Annotated in this window: 19 protein-coding genes, 1 other RNA gene and 2 pseudogenes; 16 read left to right on the top strand and 6 right to left on the bottom strand. The window is 57.1% G+C overall.

Features of this window, described 5'->3' with window-relative positions; genetic code table 11:
- Nucleotides 1–122: 122 nt before the first annotated feature.
- The 3 genes and pseudogenes from istB to AC0B60_RS15775 all read left to right on the top strand — a co-directional run.
- Nucleotides 123–674, top strand: a pseudogene (istB, locus tag AC0B60_RS15785) (IS21-like element helper ATPase IstB); the annotation flags it as partial.
- Between the two features lie 243 nt (nucleotides 675–917).
- Nucleotides 918–1,289, top strand: coding sequence for a transposase (locus tag AC0B60_RS15780; protein WP_465086834.1), 372 nt, complete (start codon nucleotides 918–920; stop codon nucleotides 1,287–1,289).
- Nucleotides 1,274–2,098 (top strand): annotated as a pseudogene (locus tag AC0B60_RS15775) (IS3 family transposase); the annotation flags it as partial. The gene AC0B60_RS15780 and the pseudogene AC0B60_RS15775, both read left to right, overlap by 16 nt.
- A gap of 258 nt (nucleotides 2,099–2,356) precedes the next feature.
- Here AC0B60_RS15775 and ssrA read toward each other — a convergent pair.
- From ssrA to smpB, 3 genes are all read right to left on the bottom strand, one after another.
- Nucleotides 2,357–2,721: a transfer-messenger RNA gene (gene ssrA, locus AC0B60_RS15770) on the bottom strand.
- An 85-nt stretch (nucleotides 2,722–2,806) separates the two neighbouring features.
- Entirely contained in the window at nucleotides 2,807–4,225 is a 1,419-nt protein-coding gene (locus AC0B60_RS15765) for a wax ester/triacylglycerol synthase family O-acyltransferase (RefSeq protein WP_465086832.1), read from the bottom strand.
- 163 nt (nucleotides 4,226–4,388) lie between these two features.
- On the bottom strand, nucleotides 4,389–4,868 hold the full coding sequence (smpB, locus tag AC0B60_RS15760; protein WP_007153125.1) for an SsrA-binding protein SmpB: 480 nt from the start codon (nucleotides 4,866–4,868) through the stop codon (nucleotides 4,389–4,391).
- Nucleotides 4,869–5,047: 179 nt separating this feature from the next.
- Here smpB and AC0B60_RS15755 point away from each other — a divergent pair, with 179 nt between their 5' ends.
- The 3 genes from AC0B60_RS15755 to AC0B60_RS15745 all read left to right on the top strand — a co-directional run bounded on the left by AC0B60_RS15755 (nucleotide 5,048) and on the right by AC0B60_RS15745 (nucleotide 7,461).
- Nucleotides 5,048–6,655 (top strand): sodium-dependent transporter, encoded by a 1,608-nt coding sequence (locus AC0B60_RS15755; protein ID WP_465086831.1) that lies wholly within the window; start codon nucleotides 5,048–5,050, stop codon nucleotides 6,653–6,655.
- 81 nt (nucleotides 6,656–6,736) lie between these two features.
- On the top strand, nucleotides 6,737–7,177 hold the full coding sequence (locus tag AC0B60_RS15750) for a type II toxin-antitoxin system RatA family toxin (RefSeq protein ID WP_465086829.1): 441 nt from the start codon (nucleotides 6,737–6,739) through the stop codon (nucleotides 7,175–7,177).
- A 2-nt stretch (nucleotides 7,178–7,179) separates the two neighbouring features.
- Complete coding sequence (locus AC0B60_RS15745; protein ID WP_465086828.1) at nucleotides 7,180–7,461, top strand: RnfH family protein; 282 nt, start codon at nucleotides 7,180–7,182, stop codon at nucleotides 7,459–7,461.
- 7 nt (nucleotides 7,462–7,468) lie between these two features.
- On the opposite strand, the gene AC0B60_RS15740 is transcribed toward AC0B60_RS15745, so the two are convergent.
- Nucleotides 7,469–7,795, bottom strand: coding sequence for an outer membrane protein assembly factor BamE (locus AC0B60_RS15740; RefSeq protein ID WP_465086827.1), 327 nt, complete (start codon nucleotides 7,793–7,795; stop codon nucleotides 7,469–7,471).
- Between the two features lie 122 nt (nucleotides 7,796–7,917).
- On the opposite strand from AC0B60_RS15740, the gene fur reads away from it, so the two are divergent.
- Entirely contained in the window at nucleotides 7,918–8,328 is a 411-nt protein-coding gene (gene fur / locus AC0B60_RS15735) for a ferric iron uptake transcriptional regulator (RefSeq protein WP_285356174.1), read from the top strand.
- Nucleotides 8,329–8,433: 105 nt separating this feature from the next.
- Here fur and recN read toward each other — a convergent pair whose 3' ends face one another.
- The gene (gene recN / locus AC0B60_RS15730; protein WP_465086826.1) at nucleotides 8,434–10,113 is read right to left on the bottom strand and encodes a DNA repair protein RecN; all 1,680 of its coding nucleotides are present in this window, start codon (nucleotides 10,111–10,113) and stop codon (nucleotides 8,434–8,436) included.
- A gap of 246 nt (nucleotides 10,114–10,359) precedes the next feature.
- On the opposite strand from recN, the gene grpE reads away from it, so the two are divergent.
- From grpE to greA, 7 genes are all read left to right on the top strand, one after another.
- Complete coding sequence (grpE, locus tag AC0B60_RS15725; RefSeq protein ID WP_465086825.1) at nucleotides 10,360–10,965, top strand: nucleotide exchange factor GrpE; 606 nt, start codon at nucleotides 10,360–10,362, stop codon at nucleotides 10,963–10,965.
- Nucleotides 10,966–11,076: 111 nt separating this feature from the next.
- Nucleotides 11,077–13,002 (top strand): molecular chaperone DnaK, encoded by a 1,926-nt coding sequence (dnaK, locus tag AC0B60_RS15720; protein WP_465086824.1) that lies wholly within the window; start codon nucleotides 11,077–11,079, stop codon nucleotides 13,000–13,002.
- Between the two features lie 78 nt (nucleotides 13,003–13,080).
- Nucleotides 13,081–14,208: a molecular chaperone DnaJ gene (gene dnaJ / locus AC0B60_RS15715; protein WP_465086823.1), complete on the top strand. Its 1,128-nt coding sequence runs from the start codon at nucleotides 13,081–13,083 to the stop codon at nucleotides 14,206–14,208.
- An 11-nt stretch (nucleotides 14,209–14,219) separates the two neighbouring features.
- A complete protein-coding gene (dapB, locus tag AC0B60_RS15710; protein WP_465086821.1) occupies nucleotides 14,220–15,020 on the top strand; it encodes a 4-hydroxy-tetrahydrodipicolinate reductase in 801 nt (266 codons plus the stop codon).
- Between the two features lie 226 nt (nucleotides 15,021–15,246).
- Entirely contained in the window at nucleotides 15,247–16,371 is a 1,125-nt protein-coding gene (gene carA / locus AC0B60_RS15705) for a glutamine-hydrolyzing carbamoyl-phosphate synthase small subunit (RefSeq protein ID WP_465086820.1), read from the top strand.
- A complete protein-coding gene (gene carB, locus AC0B60_RS15700; protein WP_465086819.1) occupies nucleotides 16,371–19,586 on the top strand; it encodes a carbamoyl-phosphate synthase large subunit in 3,216 nt (1,071 codons plus the stop codon). Before carA ends, carB begins: the two co-directional genes overlap by 1 nt.
- A gap of 4 nt (nucleotides 19,587–19,590) precedes the next feature.
- Nucleotides 19,591–20,070 (top strand): transcription elongation factor GreA, encoded by a 480-nt coding sequence (greA, locus tag AC0B60_RS15695; protein WP_465086818.1) that lies wholly within the window; start codon nucleotides 19,591–19,593, stop codon nucleotides 20,068–20,070.
- A 90-nt stretch (nucleotides 20,071–20,160) separates the two neighbouring features.
- On the opposite strand, the gene yhbY is transcribed toward greA, so the two are convergent.
- Nucleotides 20,161–20,472 (bottom strand): ribosome assembly RNA-binding protein YhbY, encoded by a 312-nt coding sequence (yhbY, locus tag AC0B60_RS15690; RefSeq protein WP_465086817.1) that lies wholly within the window; start codon nucleotides 20,470–20,472, stop codon nucleotides 20,161–20,163.
- 164 nt (nucleotides 20,473–20,636) lie between these two features.
- Here yhbY and rlmE point away from each other — a divergent pair, with 164 nt between their 5' ends.
- The gene (gene rlmE / locus AC0B60_RS15685; RefSeq protein ID WP_465086816.1) at nucleotides 20,637–21,257 is read left to right on the top strand and encodes a 23S rRNA (uridine(2552)-2'-O)-methyltransferase RlmE; all 621 of its coding nucleotides are present in this window, start codon (nucleotides 20,637–20,639) and stop codon (nucleotides 21,255–21,257) included.
- A gap of 154 nt (nucleotides 21,258–21,411) precedes the next feature.
- Nucleotides 21,412–23,355: an ATP-dependent zinc metalloprotease FtsH gene (gene ftsH / locus AC0B60_RS15680; RefSeq protein WP_465086815.1), complete on the top strand. Its 1,944-nt coding sequence runs from the start codon at nucleotides 21,412–21,414 to the stop codon at nucleotides 23,353–23,355.
- The last annotated feature ends 65 nt before the right edge of the window (nucleotides 23,356–23,420 follow it).

Raw genomic sequence — 23,420 nt, 5'->3', positions numbered from 1 at the left:
TAACAGCTTCTTCAGGACTGCGGCTTTACGTTCTTCGGAATAGCGTGGCATGAATGCTCCCATGCCGCCCCCGTCTAGTGAAACTCAGGCGAGATCGCCAACTGGACAACTAGGCTGACAGAGGGGGCCCCCGCAAACAGCTCAATGAACTGACGAGTATGGCCTTCGTAGAGCGGGCGGAAAATGTGGTACTACTGGGCCCCAGTGGCGTCGGCAAAAGCCACTTGGCCATTAGCCTGGGTCATAAGGCCGTTGCCCAAGGCATCAAAACGCGCTTTATTGCCGCTGCTGACATGATGCTGCAACTGGCCACTGCGCGGAAACAGGAGCGTCTGGATCAGTACCTGAAACGTAGCATTCTTGCGCCACGGCTACTGATCATTGACGAAATCGGCTATCTGCCGTTTGGTCGTGAGGAAGCCAACTTGTTCTTCAATGTCATCGCCAAACGCTACGAGCAAGGCAGTGTCATCGTCACCAGTAACTTGCCGTTCTCGCAGTGGGCCAGCGCCTTCGCCGACGACACTACATTAACGGCTGCACTATTGGACCGGTTGTTACACCACGCGCATATCGTCCAGATCCGGGGAGAAAGCTATCGACTGAAGGATAAGAAAACGGCTGGCATCGCACCAATCTCAGCCAGCAGCCAAGAACTATTAACCAACACTTAAACGCCAAAGGTGGGTCAGTTTTCAACCGGCGATATTGCCGATAAGTGGGTCACTTTTAAACTGGCGTTGACACTGCTAGAGGTATTGCTATCCCTGCGATGCCAATAGGTAGTTTGAACAGAGCAATAAAGTTGTTAAAGCCTTGGAGTGTCCAGTTGGGTTCTATCGGGGACCGCAAGTAGCCGATGCACTTCCCCCACTTCAGTAGACACGCATCGATAACTCCGACGAAGGAGAGAACCGATGCCTGCGATAAAGACTGGCAAGAAAACCGAGAAGTACACGACCGAGTTCAAAGTCAAAGCCGTTGAGTGGAGTCACCAAGCCCACCGAAGTGTGAAGAGCGTAGCCGAAGCGCTGGATATTCACCCGATGATGCTGTCACGCTGGCGTAAGGAACACCGTGAGGGGAAATTCGCCATGAAACGGGTCAAGCGAGCGCCAGCGGAAGCCAAGAAGAAGATTAGTGAGCAGGATGAGATCAACCGATTGAAGCGCCAGATAGCAGAGCTTCAGGAGGAAAATGACGTCCTAAAAAAGTTTCAACGTTTTCAGGCCGAGGAACGACAGAAGCGTTCCGGTTCGTCTGGAAACACCAACGAGAACACGGCGTAAAGGCCTTGTGCCGTTACCTGAACATCTCACGCTCCGGGTATTACGCCTGGGTGAATCGCAAGCCCGGTAAGCGGGCTTCTGAGAACGCGGAACTGCTGCTTAAGATACGGCGGGTATTCAATGAGAGCGAGGGCCGCTATGGCAGCCCGAAAGTGTATCGCGCCCTCAAACGCCAAGGTGTTCGGGTGGGTGAGAATCGGGTTGCCCGGCTGATGCAGGTCTGGGGCATGAAGGCTCGGACTCACAGAATCTACCGCAGGCTGCTCACCCGAAGAGCGGTTCTTAAGGCCTGGCCGAACCACCGTCTGACCCTGGATAAACCGGTGACGGTGAATCAGCAGTGGAGCAGCGATGTTACCTACATCAAGATGGGACGGAAGAATGTATTTCTGGCGGTAGTTCTGGATCTGTACTCTCGGCGCATTGTCGGATGGCAGCTGGAAGCCAACCTGAACAGTGACCTGTCTCGTGGTGCTCTCAGGCAGGCCATGGCTGACCGTTCGCCGTTACCAGGGCTCCTGCTGCATACGGATTGCGGCACCGAGTTCAGAGCCGTGAAAATGCGTGACATGCTCAAACGCCATCAGGTTCGTCACAGTATGAGCCGTCCGGGGTATTGCACGGACAACGCCGAGGTGGAATCGTTCTTCAAAAGCTTGAAGGGAGAATTGCTGCACGCCACCAGCTACGTCACGCTTCGCCAACTGAGACATCATATAAAACACTATATTGAGCGCTTCTATAATGCCCAACGGCTCCACAGTAGCCTTGGTTACCGGACTCCGATAGAGTTCGAGGGAGCTAACTGATGGGGCGTGTCTATTTTTTTGGGGGAATACCACGACTAATGCGAGCATCACACCGATTATCACCGGGCCGTATACCGCTGCGCGAAATATTCGAGTGTCGTGTAGGTGGTTTGTCGCTTTCATTGGAGCGCCAATCCGTTCCCATATTCTCAATATCCAAGACTTTTTCCATGTGGACATTTGGTGGACAGTCCTTTGTTATATGGTCTTGAAAACGAAAAAAAAGCCCCTGAAATCAGGGGCTTTTTTCTCTTTGGTTGGTGGAGACGGCGGGAATTGAACCCGCGTCCGCCAGCACTCAGCCTTGAGGTCTACATGTTTAGCGTCTCTCTATTGATTTAAGTTCAAGCGACCCGAGAGCCAGGGTGCAAGAACCGAGTTCTTTAAATCTTAGCCGTTAGCCAGTGAACTCTGGAAAACGGAGCATCCCGTAAGCGATGACGTCCTGAGATGTTGCTTCCGGGCTACGGGCGACCCGGTCAGGACGACTAGCAGCTTACGCTGCTAGTGCGTAGTTTTCGTCGTTTGCGACTATTGCGTTGCAGCTTTGGATTAACGAGATTGGCTGCCATCTCGACATGCACCCAAGGGTTCGCCACCGGCGTCGAAGCCATGTCGTCCCCTTACCGACAGTATATGTGGCTGGTTCCGCCAACTTCAAGGTTTTCCTGGTTTTGTTTTGTGGTGTTGGTTGGTCAGTTGTACCTATTAGCCTGCAACACGGGCTGTGCTTTGTTCGCTACTGTGCAGAGCCGCATCCAGGAGTTCGGCAAAGCTGTTGCGGAAATGCCCCATCACGCCTTCGGGGTCGGCTTTGATGTTCTTGTCGATGGTGATGCCAAACTGCACGGTGCCGGCGTAGCTGAAAATGCTCAGGCCGATACCGATATTGCCGCTTTGGGGCACCCAGAACATGGGTTGGGTGAGCTTTGCTCCTGCCAGGTACACGGGTTCTTTCGGGCCCGGCACGTTGGTGAGTACCGCAGAAGCCTTGTTGCTGAGCATGGATAGTGCCCGCCGTTCCAGGACATCCGGGCCGCGCCCGAACAGGTCCAGCAGGCTGTAGGTTACCTGTGCTTGGTAGGAGCGTTTGAGGCGGTTCATGTTTTCCTGTACCTGGCGGAACCGCATCACGGGGTCGGTTTCCTCCACGGGCAGGGTAACCAGTACCAGACCGAACTGATTGCCCAGGGTTTCGATGGGTTGCCTCATAGGGCGTAAGTTGAAGGGCACGGCAACGCGAATGCCGCACTCCGGGGTAGCCTCGCCAGTGGCGATAAAATGCCGCTGCAGCGCGCCGGCGGCAGCGCATAGCAGTACATCGTTGGCGGTGCCGCGCAGGGCCCTCGCACACACCTTCACCTCGGCCAGGCTCAGGGGGTCAGCCCAGGCGACATGCTTGCGACCGCTCAGGGGTGTTTTCAGGCAGGTGTCTGGTTCCGCCGGGGTCAGGCCCAGTTTGAGCAGGTCGACAGCGATGTTGCCGGCGGTTGTGATCAGTTTGAACGGGTAACCCGGCTCGTTACGGACGGATTTGAGAAAAAGCCCGGCCTGGTCGATGGCGGTTTGTCCATTGTGCAACGCGCGACTGGCGAGCTGGCGTAAACCTTGGGGTGCGTGGGGCTTGGGATGGCTGGATGTCGATACCCGACTGAGCCTAGGCTCCGGTGAGTTATCGGTCAGCGAGAGCAGCACACGCACCAGTGAAATGCCGTCAGCGATGCAGTGATGGATGCGAACCAGCAATGCACAGCCGCCCTGATAGTTCTCGATATAGTGGATCTGCCAGAGTGGCCGCCTGAAGTCCAGCGAGGTGCTGGTCAGGTCGCTGGTCAATGTCTGCAGTTCCTGTTTACCACCGTCGCCGGGCAGGGCCAGAACGTGAATGTGGTTGTCGATATGAAAGAGTGGGTCGTCCTGCCAGTAAACGCGGTCGCCTTCGGTAACGACGCGCTGGCGGAAGCGCTGGAAAGTGAGAAAGCGTTCGTCAAGCGTGCGTTTGAGGCGCTTAAGGGCAATGGGCTGATCGAACACCAGCACCGCTGAAATCATCATGGGGTTCTCGGGGCATTCCATACGTAGCCACGAGCGATCTACTGCGGACATGGGTGTTTGTCGGCGTGTCATCACTTGCTCCCTTTAGTTCCCGTCTGTCCCTGGGTGGCCGCTGTCCGTATGCGGATTGGGGTAAGGGATCGAGTATAGGCCGATCAGGGAGGGCCTAAAAGAGGATGCAGATGCGACATAAGTTGCTGGGCGAGTGCGCCGGGCCTGGTGCCCGGCTGCAGGATCAGACGTTGGTTTCGCGGAGGATGCGTTGCTTCTGCCGGTTCCAGTCCCGTTCTTTCTCGGTGGCGCGCTTGTCGAAGAGTTTCTTGCCTTTCACCAGGGCAATTTCGCACTTCACCTTGTTCTTCTTCCAGTACATGGCCAGCGGAATGCAGGTATGGCCTGCCTGGTTAACCTTGCCGACGATTTTGGCAATTTCCTTGGCGTGCAGCAGCAGTTTGCGGGTTCGGGTCGGGTCCGCGATAACGTGGGTTGACGCGGCGGTCAGTGGGATGATGTGGGACCCCAGCAGCCAGGCCTCTCCGTCCTTGAGCAGCACGTAGGCATCGGTGAGCTGTGCCTTGCCGGCACGGATGGACTTTACTTCCCAACCGAGCAGGGCCAGGCCCGCCTCAAAGCGTTCCTCGATGTGATACTCGTGTTTTGCCTTTTTGTTCAGGGCAATGGTGGCGCTCGGGGCGCCGGGTTTCTTCTTGCTCATGAATCGTTGATCCGGAGTCGGACAGAAAATTTACCGTGCGTAATCGTGCCGGAAAAGCGCGCATTGTAGCCCAGTAGTACCAGACTGGTCACGAAATCGGCGCGATTGACTGAGTCGATGGTCGTATGGGCTGTGATTCCTCCGCTACAATGTGCGCTGAGATGTCGTCAGGGAATGGAATGCCTACTCCATACGAAACACCAATCGGGTCGTGGACCCGACCAACCACTTTTTTCTGGGCCGCGACCGGGGCAACCTTTGGCCTCGCGAACGTGTGGCAGTTCCCCTACCTGGCCGGCCAGCATGGCGGCGGGTTGTTCATATTGCTGTACCTGGCGTGTCTGCTATTGGTGACGCTGCCGTTGATGGTGACCGAATCCGCCATGGGGCGATACGCCCGCCATGGTTTGGTGCTGGCGATGGATGGTTTCGTTCGCAGCGCGCGGCGGTCCCGGGTGTGGATGTGGGCTGGCCGGCTGGGGGTGCTGGCAGCCTTCCTGGTGCTTTCCTTTACCGCGGTGTTCGGTGCCATTGCTCTGGCTTACGTGTTCTATGGCGCCATGGGTTGGTTTATGGGTGCCGGGGAGGCGGAGGCCGCGGGTATCCTCTCGGCGCTGGTGTCGGATTCACGGGACTATCGTGTGTTCATGGGTTGGCACGGGTTCTTCCTGTTACTGGTGGTGTGGGTGTCGATGCAGGGCGTGGTGGACGGTATCGAGCGTGTGGTGCGGGTTGTGGCGCCGGCAATGATGCTGATTTTGCTGGCGCTCTGTGGCTTGGCTGCCTGGAGCGGGGATTTCCGCAGTGCGTCGGGCTTCATGCTGGATTTTCGCCCTGCCGACGTGACCCTGGACAGTTTGCGGGCGGCGTTGTTTCACGCGTTTTTCACTCTTGGGCTCGGTATGGGCGTGTGGACCCTGTTCGGTGCCTATACACCCGCGGACACTCGTCTTAAGCGTTCTGTGCTGGCCGTTGTGTTGATGGATACCCTGATTGCCATCGGAGCCGGATTGGCGATCTATTCGTTGGCGCCCGATGGCCATTCCATGGAGGGCGAGCGCGGCTTTGGGCTACTGTTCCTGTCGTTGCCGGTGGCCCTGGCGGATCTGCCGGGCAGTCAGTTTCTGGTGGCGGCAGTGTTTCTGGTCATCGTCATGATTGTGTGGACGACGTCTCTTTCATTGCTTGAGCCGGTGGTCGGTTGGTTTCAGGAGTGGACGGGCGCGCCAAGGGGCTTGTCCGCCTTTTTGATGGGCAGCTCAGCCTGGCTGGCGGGGCTTGGGTCGTTGCTATCCTTCAATCTGTGGTCCGACGAGCGTTTTGCCGGTGGCACCTTGTTTCGCTGGCTGGAGCTGGTCACGGGTGGCTTGCTGATTCCGCTGGTGAGTATCCTGATTTCCGTCTTCGTAGGTTGGTACCTGACCCGTAATCTGACCTTCACCATACTCGGAAAGGCGCCACGCCTGATTGGGCGTATCTGGTTCTGGGTGATGCGTTTGGTTTTGCCGTTGGTGGTAGCGTATATCGGCTTGCAGTACACCGCCACGTCGCTGGTGGCTCTGTGCGACAGCGGCAGCAACGGTTTGTGGTGCGAACCTTCCGCAGAGTTGGCGCCGGGCTCAATGACGCCATCCGCGCCCGATGCGGATGATACGAACACCAAGGCCGATGATGCCGACGCAAGTGGCGAGCCAGGAACCAAGCGGGGAGAGGAAAGCGGTAAGAACGGTCCGGCTGGGCAGGAAAGTGACCCCAACAACGGCGATATCCTTTATCATAGCGTCTGATATAGGCGTCCCGTTTAAAGGGGCGCTACCTTTGCAGGGTCTTCAATTCAAGCGTATTTGCAAGTAGGACGTTCGGTTCCAATGCCCCATCAGATCGACAAGACCGCGCTGGTCATGCACTCGGCGGAACGCATGTTCCACCTGGTCAATGATGTTGCCAGCTACCCCGATTTTCTTCCCTGGTGTTCGGCCAGCCAGGTGCACGAGCAGACCGATCACGAAATCATGGCGTCCATGGATATTGCCAAGGGTGGTATTCGTCACCGGCTGACTACGCGCAACCAGTTGTATCTGCCGCATACCATTGAAATGTGCCTGGTGGATGGCCCTTTTCGCAACCTTAGTGGGCGTTGGCAGTTCAAGCCTTTGCAGAATAACGCCTGCAAGGTGATTCTTACGCTGGAGTTCGAGTTTTCCGGGTCGTTGTCGAGGATGACGTTCGGGCCGGTCTTCAATCAGGCTGCGAATACCATGGTGGATGCGTTCTGCCGCCGTGCAGATCAGGTGTATCTCGGGGGATAGCAATGATTCGAGTTGAGGTGGCCTTTGCCAGGCCGGACAAGCAGGAAATCATCAGCTTGAGCGTTGAAGAGGGAACCACCGCTGTGGAGGCTGTGAAGCGTTCCGGCATTGTCGCCGTATTCCCTGAGGTCGATCCGGAAAATGACGATATGGGGATCTTCGGCAAGGTGATCAAGAATCCGTCCGCCCACGAGTTGCGGGAAGGCGACCGGGTTGAAGTCTACCGGCCGCTGCAAATCGATCCCAAGCAAGCCCGGCTCAACCGGGCAAAGAAGAAGGGATGAATCGGGCTCAGTAGGCGGGTGTTTCTTCCAGCAGTTGGGCTTCGTAATGGGAATACTGGTCGTTGTCATAGTAGACGATGACCCGTTGCTCCTTGATGTCGCCACCGCGGCGCTGGAAGGTATATACATAGTATTCCCGCGAAGGGTCAACGGGGTTGGTCATCAGCGGGGTTCCCAGCAGGGAATGAACCTGGCTGCGGGACATGCCCTCGGCCAGTGATGTCAGCTCTTCGTCGGTCAGTATGTTCCCCTGTTGTACGTTGATCTTGTATACGCCTGGGAAAACACAGCCAGCCATGATGAGAGTTAGAATGAGAGCTGTGAGCTTTTGCATCGCCGGGGGAAATCCTCTATCTTGAAATCGCCTGCCAGGGGCAGGTGTGACACGGTCTGACCGTTAACATGCGGCTTCATCATACCGGAAGCCGTGAGGCACACCAAAGAGTGAATCGTAACATGTCATCCGAAAACACCGAATTACGAAAAGTCGGTCTTAAAGTCACTCTGCCAAGAGTGAAGATCTTCAATATACTGGAGAATTCCGAGGAGCATCACCTCAGCGCCGAGGATGTGTACAAAAAGCTCCTTGAACAGGGTGATGACGTGGGCCTGGCAACCGTCTACCGGGTGCTGACTCAGTTCGAGGCGGCTGGCCTGGTTCTGCGCCACAACTTCGAGGGTGGGCATGCCGTATTTGAAATGGCCGGCGACGATCATCATGATCACATGGTCTGCACTCAGACTGGTGAGGTCATCGAGTTCGTCGATGAGGTTATCGAAGAGCGGCAGCAAAAGATTGCCAAAGAGCGAGGCTATGAGATTGTCGATCACAGCCTGATTCTTTACGTCAAACCCATCAAGTCCTGATCACTCGGGATTGTTCCGGGTAAAAAGAAAAAAAGGGGGCGGGTTTTTAGCCCGCCCCAACAACTCTCAGGATCGAGAGGGGAATACGCTTACCTTTCAAACTGTTCAGTGATGCGTTGCCTGACCCTTGGTGAACATTTCGTGGGCATGGGCAATGGTGTGTTCGGTCATATCCACACCGCCGAGCATTCTTGCCACTTCACTGATCCTGCCATTGTCGTCCAGTGACTCAATCTTCGAGTAAGTGGCGTCTGATTCCGTAAACTTGCTGACGAACAGGTGCTGATGGCACTGGGCCGCTACCTGCGCGAGATGAGTTACACACAGAACCTGTCCATTACTGCCCAGGCTGCGAAGCAGGCGACCAACCACTTCGGCGGTGCCGCCACCAATGCCCACATCCACCTCATCAAAGACCAGTGTTGGTGTGGTGGAGGTTTGCGCTACCACCACCTGAATGGCGAGGCTGATGCGTGAGAGCTCGCCGCCAGACGCTACCTTGGCTAGCGGACGTGCGGGCTGGCCTGGGTTGGCGCTGACCAGGAACTCAATGTCTTCCAAACCATGTGGGGCAGGCTCGTCGCCTTTGTTCCGGCTCAGGTGGGTTACAAATTGAACCGCTGGCATGCTCAGTTGGGCGAGCTCCTCCGCGATGCGCTGATCAAGGTTGGCAGCGGCCTGTTGGCGGGCGTTCGACAGCTCGGTTGCGAGTGTATTGAAGTGGCTTCGTTGTTCTTCCAGCTCCGCTTCCAGTTTCTCAACGCTGCCTTCGCCATCGTCCAGCGACGCCAACTCGGCGCTCAGGCTTTGGTGGAGTTCTGGAAGGGCCTCGGGGGTGATGCGATGCTTGCGGGCCATCTGGTAAATGGCACTCAGGCGCTCTTCCACTTCGGTCAGCCGGGCTGGATCGGCGTCGTAATCTTCCACAAAGTGGCGCAGGTTGTCGCCGGCCTCAGTGATCTGAATCTGGGCCTCATTCAGCATCTGGATGGTTTCCGCCAGTGCCGGTACCTCCACAGGCAACTGTTCCAGTTGCTGTAATGCCTGGCGCACCAGATCGGCTGCGCTATTCTCGTCTTCCGTGCACAGCAGGGTGGCCTGATGGCTGCTGTGCATCACTGTGTCGGCATGGCTGAGCTGTTCCTGCTCTTTCTCCAGTTCTGCCTGTTCGCCGTCTTCCAGGGCAAGGCGGTCCAGTTCTTCCACCTGGTAGCGCAGCAATTGCAGGCGGGCTTCCGCTTCGTCGGCATTCTGTTGACGTTCTGTCAGCCGCTGGCGGGTTTTATGCCAGGCCTTCCAGGCGTTCCTGGTTTGTTCCTCCAACCCTTCTGCTCCCGCAAATTCGTCCAGCAGTTTGCGGTGGGTTTCCTTGCGCAGCAGCGATTGGTGCTGATGCTGGCTGTGGATGTCCATCAGGGCGCTGCCCAAGTCCTTCAGGTGGGCAAGGGGGCAGGGCTGGCCGTTGATGTAGGCGCGGGAGCGGCCGTCCTTGCTAATCACTCGGCGCAGGATGCATTCGTTGTCGTCGTCGAGCTCATGGTTCTCCAGCCATTGCCGGGCTTCGGCAATGCGGGACACGTCAAAGGTGGCGGTGATGTCGGCACGTTTGGCGCCATGGCGTACAGCGCCAGCGTCGGCGCGCCCGCCCATGGCCAGGCCAAGGGCATCCAGAACAATGGATTTGCCGGCACCGGTCTCCCCGGTAAGTGCCGTCATGCCCTTTCCAAACTGAAGTTCGACCCGCTCGGCAATGGCGTAATTGGAAACGGTGAGCTGTGTGAGCATGCAGAGGTCCTCCGCTCGATTCCTGAATACTGTGATTACATACAGTGACTGTGAATATATACAGGGTTTTCTCCGTTTGCAAACATCGGCTGGCGAATTTGTGAATGAATGAGGTGCGCAACGGTTGAAACATCGGATACGGGCCCCATATCCGTTCGCAAACATGTTTTTTTCGGCCTCTGGTGGTCGGAATCCAAACGTTAACCGGCCGGTCGTCTGGCCGCCGACGATCAAGCAGGAGTAGTCATGAGCGCTGACGAGAATCGTAACGAACAGGTGGAAGAAGAGCTAAAAGACGCTGCGGAAGCCGCTCCCGAAGAAGAGACGGCGACCGAAGGCAGTGCTGAAGTCGGCCCGGAAAGTGAAATTGAGGCGCTGAAGGCCCAGGCTCAGGAGTTCCAGGAGCAAATGCTGCGTTCCCAGGCGGAGATGCAGAATGTTCGCCGCCGCGCCGAAATTGATGTGGAAAAAGCCCACAAATTCGCGTTGGAGAAGTTTGTGAAGGAGCTCCTGCCAGTCGCTGATAGCCTGGAGAAGGCGGTTGAAAGCACTGAAGGGCACGAAAATGCCGGCGAGCTGGTAGCCTCCATTCGCGAAGGGGTCGAGATGACTCTGAACCTGTTTATGGGCAGCCTCGGTAAGTTCAATGTGGTGCAGCTTAATCCCGTGGGCGAGCCGTTCGACCCCCAGCAGCATGAAGCAATGTCCATGGTGCCGGCGCCTGATGCCGAGCCCAACAGTGTGGTGGCTGTGGTCCAGAAGGGCTACACCCTGAACGATCGTCTTGTTCGTCCTGCGATGGTGGTGGTCGCCAAGGCTGAAGATGCGCCAAAAATCGACGAGCAGGCTTGAAAAGCAGATTAAAGCGCCAATATAGCCAGTAAACAGGCGGCGCACCGGGACTCCGGGGGCAACTTTCAAGGCAGCCGGAACTGAATTGAACAACCGAATTGGAGTAATTGCATGAGTAAGATCATTGGTATCGACCTGGGAACCACAAACTCCTGTGTAGCCATTATGGATGGCGACAAGGTCAAGGTTATCGAAAATGCCGAGGGTGATCGCACTACCCCGTCCATCGTGGCGTATACCGAAGACGGTGAAACGCTGGTAGGTCAATCTGCCAAGCGCCAGGCGGTCACCAACCCGAACAATACTCTCTACGCCATCAAGCGTCTGATCGGCCGTCGCTTTGAAGACGACGTGGTCCAGAAAGATATCAAAATGGTGCCGTACAAAATTGCCAAGGCAGACAACGGCGATGCCTGGGTCGAAGTTAAGGGCGAGAAGATGGCGCCTCCGCAGGTGTCTGCGGAAATCATCAAGAAGATGAAGAAAACCGCTGAGGATTATCTGGGCGAGAAAGTGACCGAAGCGGTTATCACCGTGCCGGCCTACTTCAACGACAGCCAGCGTCAGGCCACCAAAGACGCCGGCAAGATCGCTGGTCTGGACGTGAAACGGATCATTAACGAGCCGACCGCGGCAGCCCTGGCTTATGGCCTGGACAAGAAGAGCGGCGACCGCACCGTAGCTGTTTATGATCTGGGTGGTGGTACCTTCGATATCTCCATCATCGAGATTGCCGACGTGGACGGCGAACACCAGTTTGAAGTGCTGGCTACCAATGGCGACACCTTCCTGGGCGGTGAAGACTTCGACATGAAGCTGATCGAATACCTTGCCGATCAGTTCAAGAAAGACAGCGGCATCGACCTGCGCGGTGACTCATTGGCAATGCAGCGTCTGAAAGAAGCTGCAGAGAAGGCTAAGATCGAGCTGTCCAGTAGCCAGCAGACGGACGTGAACCTGCCGTATGTGACGGCAGATGCCAGCGGGCCGAAGCACATGAACGTGAAGGTGACCCGCGCGAAACTGGAGTCATTGGTAGAAGATCTGGTTGAGCGTAGTCTGGCGCCTTGTCGCACCGCGCTGGAAGATTCTGGCTGCAAGCTTGACGAAATCGACGAAGTCATTCTGGTAGGCGGTCAGACTCGCATGCCCCAGGTTCAGGAGAAGGTGAAAAACTTCTTCGGTAAAGAGGCGCGCAAAGACGTTAACCCGGATGAAGCTGTAGCCATGGGTGCTGCCATCCAGGCCGCAGTTCTGTCTGGTGATGTGAAAGACGTTCTGCTGCTGGACGTCACACCGCTGACCCTGGGTATCGAAACCATGGGTGGCGTTGCGACGCCGCTGATTGATAAGAACACCACCATCCCGACCAAGAAGTCGCAGACTTTCTCGACAGCGGATGACAACCAATCCGCGGTAACCATTCACGTGGTTCAGGGTGAGCGTAAACAGGCTACGCAGAACAAGTCGCTGGGCCGGTTCGACCTGGCGGACATTCCGCCGGCACCGCGCGGTACCCCGCAGATCGAAGTAACCTTCGACATTGATGCCAACGGTATCCTGAACGTGGCGGCGAAGGATAAGGCGACCGGTAAAGAGCAGTCCATCGTGATCAAAGCGTCTTCAGGTCTGAATGACGACGAAATCGAGAAGATGGTTCAGGACGCAGAAGCCAACGCCGATGAGGACCGCAAGTTCGAAGAGCTGGTCCAGGCCCGCAACCAGGGCGACGCGATGGTTCACACCGTTCGCAAGACGCTGACCGATGCCGGTGACAAGGTGTCCGACAGCGAGAAGGAGTCTATCGAGGCTGCTATCAAGGATCTGGAAGAAGCTCTGGCCGGTTCCGACAAGGACGACATCGAGGCCAAGACCCAGAAGCTGACGGAAGCATCTTCTGAAATGGCCCAGAAGATGTATGCGGATCAGGCAGAGCAGGCGCAGCAGGCCGGGGGCGAAGAAGCAGCTCAGTCCGGTTCCAGCGACGACGCCGTTGATGCTGAGTTTGAAGAAGTCAAAGACGACGACAAGCGATAAAACTTAAGATCATCAGGCAGTTGGAAAACGCGGGAGCTCTCCCGCGTTTTCCTCGTTTTACCAACAGGGTTTTAGAGCATGGCCAAGCGCGACTATTACGAGATTCTCGGGGTGTCCCGGGAAGCGGATGAAAAAGAGATCAAGCGAGCCTACCGCAAGCTTGCGATGAAGTATCACCCTGACCGGAATCCGGATGATGAGGACGCCGATCATAAGTTCAAGGAAGCCAGTGAAGCTTATGAAATACTCTCTGATTCCTCTAAGCGCGCGGCTTATGACCAGTTTGGCCACGCCGGTGTAGATGGCTCGGCCGGTGGCGGATTCGGAGGCGGTGGCGGCGCCAGCTTCTCCGACATCTTTGGCGATGTATTTGGTGATATCTTCGGTGGCGGCGGCCGTGGTCGCAATACGCGCGGGGCTGATCTGCGCTACACGCTGGAGTTGGATCTGGAAGAGGCCGTGAAGGGCAAAACCGTCCAGATCCGCATTCCCGGCCACACCGAGTGCAACACTTGCGACGGTTCCGGTGCTGAGAAAGGGTCCCGTCCGGAAGCCTGTAGCACATGTAACGGCATGGGGCAGGTGCGGATGCAGCAAGGCTTCTTCACTGTGCAGCAGGCATGCCCGACCTGTCGCGGTGAAGGCAAGATTATCAAGAACCCGTGTAAGAGCTGCCATGGCGCAGGGCGGGTTCAGGAAGAAAAAACGCTGTCGGTCAAAGTGCCGCCAGGCGTGGATACTGGCGACAGAATTCGTCTCTCCGGTGAAGGGGAGATGGGAGTTCAGGGTGGTCCGCCGGGCGATCTTTACGTTCAGGTTGCCGTGCGAGAGCACTCCATCTTCACTCGTGATGGCCGTAACCTTTACTGTGAAGTGCCTATCAGCATTGTTGATGCCAGTCTCGGCGGAGAGCTTGAGGTGCCGACGCTCGACGGTCGCGTTAAGCTGAAGATTCCACCGGAAACCCAGACCGGAAAACTGTTCCGTCTGCGTAACAAGGGCGTCAGTCCGGTTCGTGGTGGTCCGTCCGGTGATTTGCTGTGCCGCGTGGTTGTGGAAACTCCGGTTAACCTTACCAAGCGCCAGAAAGAGCTGCTGGATGAGTTCCAGAAGACTCTGGATGGTGGCGACGGCAACCAGCACGGCCCGCGCAAAACCTCCTGGTTTGAAGGCGTGAAAAGCTTCTTCGACGAAATGAAATTCTGAGGGCAGACAAGATGAGGGTAGCAATCATCGGCGCCGCAGGGCGCATGGGCAAGGTACTGATCGAAGCGGTTGATGGCACCGAGGGCCTGGAGCTCGGTGCGGCGGTCGTTGAGCCGGGCAGTAGTCTTGTCGGCGCCGACGCCGGTGAAATGACCAGCATCGGCAAGACTGGCGTCAAAATGGCCGGCAGTCTGGCCGACGTAAAAGACGATTTCGACGTCCTCATCGACTTCACCTTTCCGGATCTGACGCTGGAAAATGCGGAATTCTGTAAAGCGAACGGCAAGATGATCGTCATCGGCACCACTGGTCTGACCGACGCCGAGAAAGAGCAGCTCGCCGTTGCCGCAGAAAAGGCCCCGGTGGTCTTCGCGCCCAATATGAGCGTTGGCGTCAACGTTACCCTCAACCTGCTGCGCACTGCCGCCGCAGCGTTGGGTGATTACTACGATGTGGAGATCATCGAAGCTCATCATCGTCACAAGAAAGACGCGCCTTCTGGCACGGCGTTGCGAATGGGCGAAGTTGTCGCCGACGCCCTCGGCCGCAACCTGAAAGAATGCGCTGTTTATGGTCGTGAAGGCTTCACCGGCGAACGCACCCGCAAGGAAATTGGCTTCGAAACCATCCGGGCTGGCGATGTGGTTGGCGACCATACCGTTCTGTTCGCCACCGAGGGTGAGCGCATCGAGATTACCCACAAAGCGAGCAGTCGGATGACGTTCGCCAAAGGTGCGATGCGTGCGGCATTGTGGCTGGAAGGAAAGCCTGAAGGGCTCTACGACATGCAGGATGTTCTGGGTCTGAAATAGGCTTCAGCCAATCGTCGGTGTAACGACTAACGAGATTTCGCATGGACACAAACTGCCATATTTCGTACAATAAGGCGGTTTAACTGCACCAAGCGTAGCTTTGACAACGCTCAACAGAAAAAGCGGGACGGAGTTCAAAACTCCCTCTCGCTTTTTTGCGACCTGAATTTGCGCTTGCGTTCCTGTTCGTGACGAACCTGTACGCCACTCGATGAGGATACAAGCCTTGAGTACACCTGCCATCCTTGCACTCGCAGACGGAAGCCTGTTCTACGGCACCGCCATTGGCGCTGAAGGGGAAACCAGCGGAGAGGTGGTGTTCAACACCGCCATGACCGGTTATCAGGAAATCCTGACCGATCCGTCCTACTCCCGCCAGATTGTCACCCTCACATACCCCCACATCGGCAGTACCGGTGTGAACGAAGAAGACATCGAATCCGATCGCGTCCAGGCCGCTGGCCTGATTATCCGCGACCTGCCGTTGCTGGTGAGTAACTGGCGCAGTACGGGTTCTCTTCAGGATTACCTGCGCGCCAACAACATCGTCGGCATTGCCGACATCGATACCCGTCGCCTGACCCGAATCCTGCGGGATAAAGGCTCTCAGAATGGCGCCGTGGTTGCTGGCGCGGACGCCACGGCCGAACGTGCCCTGGAACTGGCCAACGCCTTCCCGGGACTCAAAGGCATGGATCTGGCGAAGGAAGTCACCTCGGAGAAAGCCTGGACCTGGAGCCAGAGCGAGTGGGATATCGAAAGTGGCTATGGCGAGCGCACTGAATCAAAGTTCAAGGTCGTCGCCTGGGACTACGGTGTGAAACTCAACATCCTGCGTATGCTGGCCAGTCGCGGCTGTGACATTACCGTGGTGCCGGCCCAGACCCCGGCCTCCGACGTTCTTGCGATGAATCCGGATGGTATTTTCCTGTCCAATGGCCCCGGCGATCCCGAGCCTTGCGACTACGCCATCAGCGCCATCCGAGATGTGCTGGAGACCGACATTCCCGTCTTCGGCATCTGCCTTGGTCACCAGTTGCTGGCTCTGGCCAGCGGTGCCAGATCCATCAAAATGGGGCATGGTCACCATGGCGCCAACCATCCGGTGCAGAACATCGCCGACGGCACCGTGATGATCACCAGCCAGAACCATGGGTTTTCAGTGGACGAAACCAGCCTGCCGGGCAATCTGGAGGTGACCCACAAATCCCTGTTCGACGGTTCTCTGCAGGGAATTCGTCGTACCGACAAGCCAGCCTACAGCTTTCAGGGGCACCCGGAAGCGAGCCCGGGGCCGCATGACGTGGCGCCACTGTTTGATGAATTTATCCGCCTGATGGAGGCACGTTGATGCCAAAGCGTACCGACATTAAAAGCATTCTGATCCTGGGCGCCGGCCCCATCGTGATCGGGCAGGCGTGCGAGTTTGACTACTCCGGAGCCCAGGCCTGTAAAGCCCTGCGAGAAGAGGGGTACCGGGTTATCCTGGTGAACTCCAACCCGGCCACCATCATGACGGACCCGGTGATGGCGGATGCCACCTACATTGAGCCCATCACCTGGAAAACCGTTGCCAAGATCATCGAGAAAGAGCAACCGGACGCCTTGCTGCCCACCATGGGTGGCCAGACAGCCCTGAACTGCGCTCTGGACCTCGAGAAGCACGGCGTTCTGGCAGAGCATGGTGTGGAAATGATCGGCGCCAACGCCGACACCATCGACAAGGCCGAAGACCGTGACCGTTTTGACAAGGCCATGAAAAAGATTGGCCTGGAGTGCCCGCGCGCGACGATTGCCCACTCCATGGCGGAAGCCTGGGAAGTGGCTAACGATATCGGATTTCCCTGCATTATCCGCCCGTCCTTCACCATGGGCGGCTCCGGCGGCGGTATTGCCTACAATCGCGACGAATTCGAGGAAATCTGTACCCGTGGTCTGGACCTGTCGCCGACCAACGAACTGCTGATCGATGAGTCCCTGATCGGCTGGAAAGAGTACGAGATGGAAGTTGTCCGCGACAAAAACGACAACTGCATTATCGTCTGCGCGATCGAGAATTTCGACGCCATGGGCGTGCACACCGGTGATTCCATCACTGTGGCTCCGGCCCAGACTCTCACCGACAAGGAATACCAGATCATGCGGAACGCCTCCCTGGCGGTCCTGCGTGAGATTGGTGTGGAAACCGGCGGCTCCAACGTGCAGTTCGGCGTGAATCCGGATAATGGCCGTGTCGTCGTGATCGAAATGAATCCCCGTGTATCACGTTCCTCGGCCCTGGCGTCCAAGGCGACGGGCTTCCCGATTGCCAAGGTGGCGGCCAAGCTGGCGGTGGGTTATACCCTGGATGAATTGCGCAACGAGATCACCGGCGGCGTGACCCCGGCGTCGTTCGAGCCCAGCATCGACTACGTGGTCACCAAGATTCCGCGTTTCACCTTTGAGAAATTTCCCCAGGCGGACGCCCGCCTGACGACCCAGATGAAATCCGTGGGTGAAGTGATGGCCATTGGCCGTACCTTCCAGGAGTCCTTGCAAAAAGCCATGCGTGGCCTGGAAGTGGGCTCCGACGGTTTTGAAGAGAAGGTAGACCTGAACACCACCGATGGCCAGGAGACCCTGACCCAGGAATTGAACGTGCCCGGTGCCGAGCGCCTGTGGTACATCGGCGATGCTTTCCGTGCCGGGATGACCGTGGAGGAAGTGTTCAACAACACCCACGTCGATCCCTGGTATCTGGTACAGATTGAAGACCTGATCAAGGAAGAGGTTGCTCTCAAATCTGCTGGCAAGGCCGATATTGATCGCGACACGCTGTTCCGTCTCAAACGCAAAGGTTTCTCCGACGCGCGTCTGTCCAAGCTGCTGAGCATTTCTGAAGTCAGTCTGCGCAAGCTGCGCCATGACCTGGATATCCGCCCGGTCTATAAGCGGGTGGACACCTGTGCGGCTGAATTCGCGTCCTCGACGGCCTACATGTATTCGTCTTATGAGGAAGAGTGCGAGGCAGATGTCTCTGATCGCGAGAAGATCGTGGTGATCGGCGGTGGTCCCAACCGCATCGGTCAGGGTATTGAGTTTGACTACTGCTGTGTTCACGCTGCTCTCGCGATGCGCGATGACGGTTATGAAACCATCATGATCAACTGCAACCCGGAAACCGTTTCCACCGACTACGATACCTCGGACCGACTCTACTTTGAGCCGATCACCCTGGAAGACGTGCTGGAAATTATCCACGTTGAAAAGCCCAAAGGCGTGATTGTCCAGTACGGCGGTCAGACTCCGTTGAAGCTGGCCCGCGGCCTGGAAGCGGCGGGTGTGCCGATTATCGGTACCAGCCCGGACGCCATCGACCGCGCTGAAGATCGGGAGCGTTTCCAGCAGATGATCGGTCGCCTGGGCCTGGTTCAGCCAGAAAATGCCACCGTGCGCAGCCACGAGGAAGGCATTCTGGCGGCTCGCGAGATTGGCTACCCGCTGGTGGTGCGCCCCTCCTACGTGCTGGGTGGTCGTGCCATGGAAATCGTCTATGACGAGGAAGAGCTGGTTCGCTACATGCGCAATGCGGTGCTGGTGTCCAATGACAGTCCTGTGCTGCTGGACCACTTCCTCAACGCCGCCATCGAGGTGGATATCGACGCCATCAGCGACGGTAAAGATGTGGTTATCGGTGGCATCATGCAGCACATTGAACAGGCGGGCGTGCACTCGGGTGACTCTGCCTGTTCCCTGCCGCCCTACACGCTGCCGAAAGACGTGCAGGATGAAATGCGCGAAGCGGTACGTAAGATGGCCATTGAGCTGGATGTCATCGGCCTGATGAACGTACAGTTGGCCTGGCAGGGTGGTCGGATCTATGTAATCGAGGTGAATCCACGGGCCTCCCGAACGGTGCCGTTTGTGTCCAAGGCCATCGGTGTGTCGCTGGCCAAGGTGGCGGCTCGCTGCATGGCTGGGAAATCACTGGCGGAGCAGGGCTTTACCCAGGAAATTGTGCCGACCTACTATTCCGTCAAGGAGTCGGTGTTCCCGTTCAACAAGTTCCCGGCGGTGGACCCTATACTGGGGCCGGAAATGAAATCCACCGGTGAAGTGATGGGCATTGGCGACAGCTTCGACGAAGCCTTTGCCAAGGCTGCACTTGCCTCCGGTGAACGTCTGCCAGCCAAGGGTACGGCTTTCATGTCCGTGCGGGACGTCGACAAACCCGGTGCCGCCAAAGTGGCACAGGATCTGATTGACGCCGGTTTCAAGGTGATTGCCACCACCGGTACCGCCAAAGCTCTGAAACAGGCTGGGCTCACCGTTGATCGGGTGAACAAGGTTCGTGAAGGGCGTCCGCACATTGTGGACGCCATTAAGAATGGTCAGGTACAGCTGATTATTAACACCACCGAAGGTCGCAAGGCGATTTCCGACTCGGCACAGATTCGCCAGTCGGCCCTGCAGACCAAGGTAACCTATACAACGACACTGGCGGGCGGCGAAGCCTTCTGCAGGGCCATCAAGTTCGGCCCGGAGCGCACTGTGCGCCGCCTCCAGGATCTACACGCAGGAAAGTAAAACTATGGCTGACAGAGTACCCATGACAAAGGCGGGTGAAATCCGCCTACGTGAGGAGCTTCAGAAACTGAAGTCCGAAGATCGTCCCCGGGTGATCGCGGCTATTTCCGACGCCCGCGAACACGGCGACCTGAAAGAGAACGCGGAATACCACGCGGCTCGGGAGCAGCAGAGCTTTATCGAAGGGCGTATCCAGGAAATCGAGGGCAAGTTGTCCGCGGCTCAGGTGATCGACGTTAATACCATCGAAAACACCGGTAAGGTGATTTTCGGCACTACCGTGAAACTGCTCAATGTCGATACCGACGAGCAGGTCAGCTACCAGATCGTTGGTGAGGATGAGGCTGACATCAAGGCTGGGAAGTTGTCCATTTCCTCGCCGATCGCGCGGGCACTGGTGGGTAAAAGCGAGGGCGACGTGGTTGCCGTGCGTGTACCTTCGGGGACCGTTGAGTATGAAATCGAGCAGGTAGAGCACATCTGACATTCGTCGGGTGCAGGTTCTGCAAACAAAAAGCCGGCTGGGATCAACAGCCGGCTTTTTACGTTGTGCGTCCCTGGTGCGCTGAAAGCGTCAGTGTTTTTGGCGCAGCAGGTTGGATAGCTTGGGGTTGGGTTTCTTGGCACGCCGCAGGATCACGGCGATCTTGCCGATGGTCTGCACCAGCTCCGCGCGTGACGCTTCGCACAGGGCGGCGACCGCTTCCTGGCGGGTTTCGCGGTCCTGACTGGCGACCTTGATTTTGATCAGTTCGTGGTCGTTCAGGGCCCGTTCCAGTTCCTCCTGAAGCTCTTCGGTCAGGCCTTTGTCGCCGACAATGATAACGGGCTTCAGGTTGTGGGCGATGCCCCGGTATTCCCGGCGCTGTTCCGGCGAAAGACTCATTATGTGATCTCTTTATGGATGCGATTAATAAAACGTCAGCGGCGAAACGCTCGCCAATTCCGTATAATCGCAGGATTGTATCAGATCAATCGGCTGGTGAAATCGCCGTTACCACGTACCCATACGATCGGAATCCCGATTGGAACGCTTTATGGAGGTAGGTCTTGGCTCGCTCAAAAACCAGTGACCGCTGGCTGAAGGAACATTTTGATGATGTCTGGGTCAAAAAGTCCCGGGAAGACGGCTATCGCTCGCGGGCCAGCTACAAGCTGATTGAGCTCGACAACAAAGACCGGTTGTTCCGGCCCGGACAGACGGTTGTCGATTTGGGTGCCGCGCCAGGCGGCTGGTCTCAGGTAGCGGTAGAGCGGGTTGGTGACAATGGCACGGTGGTCGCCAGCGATATTCTCGAGATGAGCCCGATTGCGGGTGTGGCGTTTGTCCAGGGCGATTTTACCGAGCAGTCAGTGCTGGACGAATTGCTGGATTTGCTGGGCGATCGTCGCGCTGACGTTGTAATTTCAGATATGGCACCCAATATGAGTGGTATGGCGGCTGTGGATATTCCCAACGCCATGGGCTTGGTGGAGCTGGCGCTGGATATGGCGCAGCAAGTCCTGAAGCCCGGCGGCGTGTTTGTCGCCAAGGTATTTCAGGGAGAGGGATTTGATGCCCTGCTGGCTGAGATGCGTAAAAGCTTTAGCACCGTTGTCAGCAGGAAGCCTGACTCCTCCCGCGCAAGATCCAGGGAGATTTATCAGGTGTGCAAGGGATTTAAGGGCTGACCCGCCCCCGGAACGGAAATGGCCGAGGGATTGACGCCCCCGCAGCGGTCGATACGGATAGGCCGATTCTGGTGGACGGACGTACAATTGGTGTAAGGTGTCAGAAAAGGCTTTCTCCTGACGGAGTGATCCTTCAATTCACAGGTGACGATCCTTGAACGATATGGCAAAAAATCTGGTTCTCTGGCTGATTATAGCCGCCGTACTGCTGATGGTGTTTCAGAATTTCACGCCCACCACCAGCGGACAACAGGTCAATTATTCGCAGTTTGTGGAAATGGTGCAGGACGGTCAGGTCCGTCAGGTCACCATTGACGGTCTGCAGGTTCAGGGTACCCGTGGTGACGGCTCCCAGTTCCAGACTGTCCGCCCTCAGGTGTCTGATAACAAGCTGATGGATGATCTATTGGCCAACAACGTGGAAGTCATCGGTAAGGAGCCGGAGCGCCAAAGCCTCTGGACTCAATTGCTGGTGGCCGCCTTCCCCATCCTTATTATCATCGCGCTGTTCGTATTCTTCATGCGACAGATGCAAGGCGGTGGCGGTGGCAAAGGGCCTATGTCCTTTGGCAAGAGTAAAGCCCGCCTGATGAGCGAGGATCAGATCAAAACCACCTTTGGTGACGTTGCCGGTGTCGACGAAGCCAAGGAAGATGTTAAGGAGCTGGTGGATTTCCTGCGGGATCCCAGCAAGTTCCAGCGTCTTGGTGGCAGTATCCCCAAGGGTGTACTGATGGTAGGTCAGCCGGGTACCGGTAAGACGCTGCTGGCCAAGGCCATCGCTGGCGAGGCCAAGGTGCCATTCTTCTCGATCTCCGGTTCGGACTTCGTGGAAATGTTCGTGGGTGTGGGCGCCTCCCGTGTCCGCGACATGTTCGAGCAGGCCAAGAAGCAGAGCCCCTGTATCATCTTCATCGACGAGATCGACGCTGTTGGCCGTCATCGTGGCGCCGGCATGGGTGGTGGTCACGACGAGCGCGAGCAGACGCTGAACCAGTTGCTGGTAGAGATGGACGGCTTCGAGGGTAACGAAGGCGTGATCGTGATTGCCGCCACCAACCGTCCGGACGTGTTGGACCCGGCGTTGCTCCGCCCGGGTCGCTTCGACCGTCAGGTGGTTGTCGGACTGCCGGACATCATCGGTCGTGAGCAAATCCTCAAAGTGCACATGAAGAAAGTGCCGCTGGCGGATGGTGTAGAGCCCGTGCTGATTGCTCGTGGTACGCCCGGCTTCTCGGGTGCGGACCTGGCAAACCTGGTGAACGAAGCCGCCTTGTTTGCGGCCCGTCGCAACCAGCGTTTGGTTTCCATGGAAGAGTTTGAGCTCGCGAAAGACAAGATCATGATGGGCGCCGAGCGCAAGTCCATGGTCATGAGCGAGAAAGAGAAGCGTAATACGGCTTACCACGAGTCCGGTCACGCCATTGTCGGACGCCTGATGCCTGAGCATGACCCGGTCTACAAGGTCAGTATCATTCCTCGCGGCCGAGCACTGGGTGTCACCATGTTCCTGCCGGAGGAAGACAAGTACAGCCACAGCAAGCGCTTCCTGATCAGTTCCATAAGCAGCCTGTTTGGTGGCCGTATTGCTGAAGAGCTGACCCTTGGTTTCGATGGCGTCACTACTGGTGCTTCCAACGATATCGAGCGTGCAACCAGCCTGGCGCGTAATATGGTTACACGCTGGGGGCTGTCGGAGAAGCTTGGCCCGCTGCAGTACGATACTGATAGCGAAGAGCCTTTCCTTGGCCGCTCAGCCGGTCAGGCGCAAACAGTTTATTCTCCGGAAACGGCGCAGCGTATTGATGAGGAAGTGCGCAATATCATCGACAGCTGTTATGAAAAGGCGAAGCAGTTACTCGTCGATAATCGTGACAAGCTCGACCTGATGGCCGATGCCCTGATGAAATACGAAACCATTGATCGTTACCAGATTGATGACATCATGGAAGGTCGTGAGCCCCGTCCGCCAAAAGGTTGGGGTGATAGTGGTCCCTCCGGTGGTGTTCCGGCTGATGAGCCGGAGCAGGCGCCTGCTCCGAAAAGCTCTGACGACGGTCATCAGCCTGGTGTTGGCCGGCCGGCCGGTGAGCACTGAGCAAGGTTGGATCCTGGCCAGATAGGATTGATGACTGAACGCCGCCCCTGACGGGGGCGGCGTTT

It is taken from the genome of Marinobacter sp. V34 (assembly GCF_055524115.1).
This window is presented reverse-complemented; position numbering and strand designations above follow the sequence as displayed.

Bases quoted from the DNA above. Each gene is read 5' to 3' on its own strand.
- carB (WP_465086819.1), top strand. From the start codon at position 16,371: ATGCCAAAGCGTACCGACATTAAAAGCATTCTGATCCTGGGCGCCGGC.
- greA (WP_465086818.1), top strand. From the start codon at position 19,591: ATGGCTGACAGAGTACCCATGACAAAGGCGGGTGAAATCCGCCTACGT.
- AC0B60_RS15765 (WP_465086832.1), bottom strand. From the start codon at position 4,225: ATGACACGCCGACAAACACCCATGTCCGCAGTAGATCGCTCGTGGCTA.
- grpE (WP_465086825.1), top strand. From the start codon at position 10,360: ATGAGCGCTGACGAGAATCGTAACGAACAGGTGGAAGAAGAGCTAAAA.
- AC0B60_RS15750 (WP_465086829.1), top strand. From the start codon at position 6,737: ATGCCCCATCAGATCGACAAGACCGCGCTGGTCATGCACTCGGCGGAA.
- smpB (WP_007153125.1), bottom strand. From the start codon at position 4,868: ATGAGCAAGAAGAAACCCGGCGCCCCGAGCGCCACCATTGCCCTGAAC.
- recN (WP_465086826.1), bottom strand. From the start codon at position 10,113: ATGCTCACACAGCTCACCGTTTCCAATTACGCCATTGCCGAGCGGGTC.
- AC0B60_RS15755 (WP_465086831.1), top strand. From the start codon at position 5,048: ATGCCTACTCCATACGAAACACCAATCGGGTCGTGGACCCGACCAACC.
- dapB (WP_465086821.1), top strand. From the start codon at position 14,220: ATGAGGGTAGCAATCATCGGCGCCGCAGGGCGCATGGGCAAGGTACTG.
- fur (WP_285356174.1), top strand. From the start codon at position 7,918: ATGTCATCCGAAAACACCGAATTACGAAAAGTCGGTCTTAAAGTCACT.
- AC0B60_RS15780 (WP_465086834.1), top strand. From the start codon at position 918: ATGCCTGCGATAAAGACTGGCAAGAAAACCGAGAAGTACACGACCGAG.
- AC0B60_RS15745 (WP_465086828.1), top strand. From the start codon at position 7,180: ATGATTCGAGTTGAGGTGGCCTTTGCCAGGCCGGACAAGCAGGAAATC.
- dnaK (WP_465086824.1), top strand. From the start codon at position 11,077: ATGAGTAAGATCATTGGTATCGACCTGGGAACCACAAACTCCTGTGTA.
- yhbY (WP_465086817.1), bottom strand. From the start codon at position 20,472: ATGAGTCTTTCGCCGGAACAGCGCCGGGAATACCGGGGCATCGCCCAC.
- dnaJ (WP_465086823.1), top strand. From the start codon at position 13,081: ATGGCCAAGCGCGACTATTACGAGATTCTCGGGGTGTCCCGGGAAGCG.
- AC0B60_RS15740 (WP_465086827.1), bottom strand. From the start codon at position 7,795: ATGCAAAAGCTCACAGCTCTCATTCTAACTCTCATCATGGCTGGCTGT.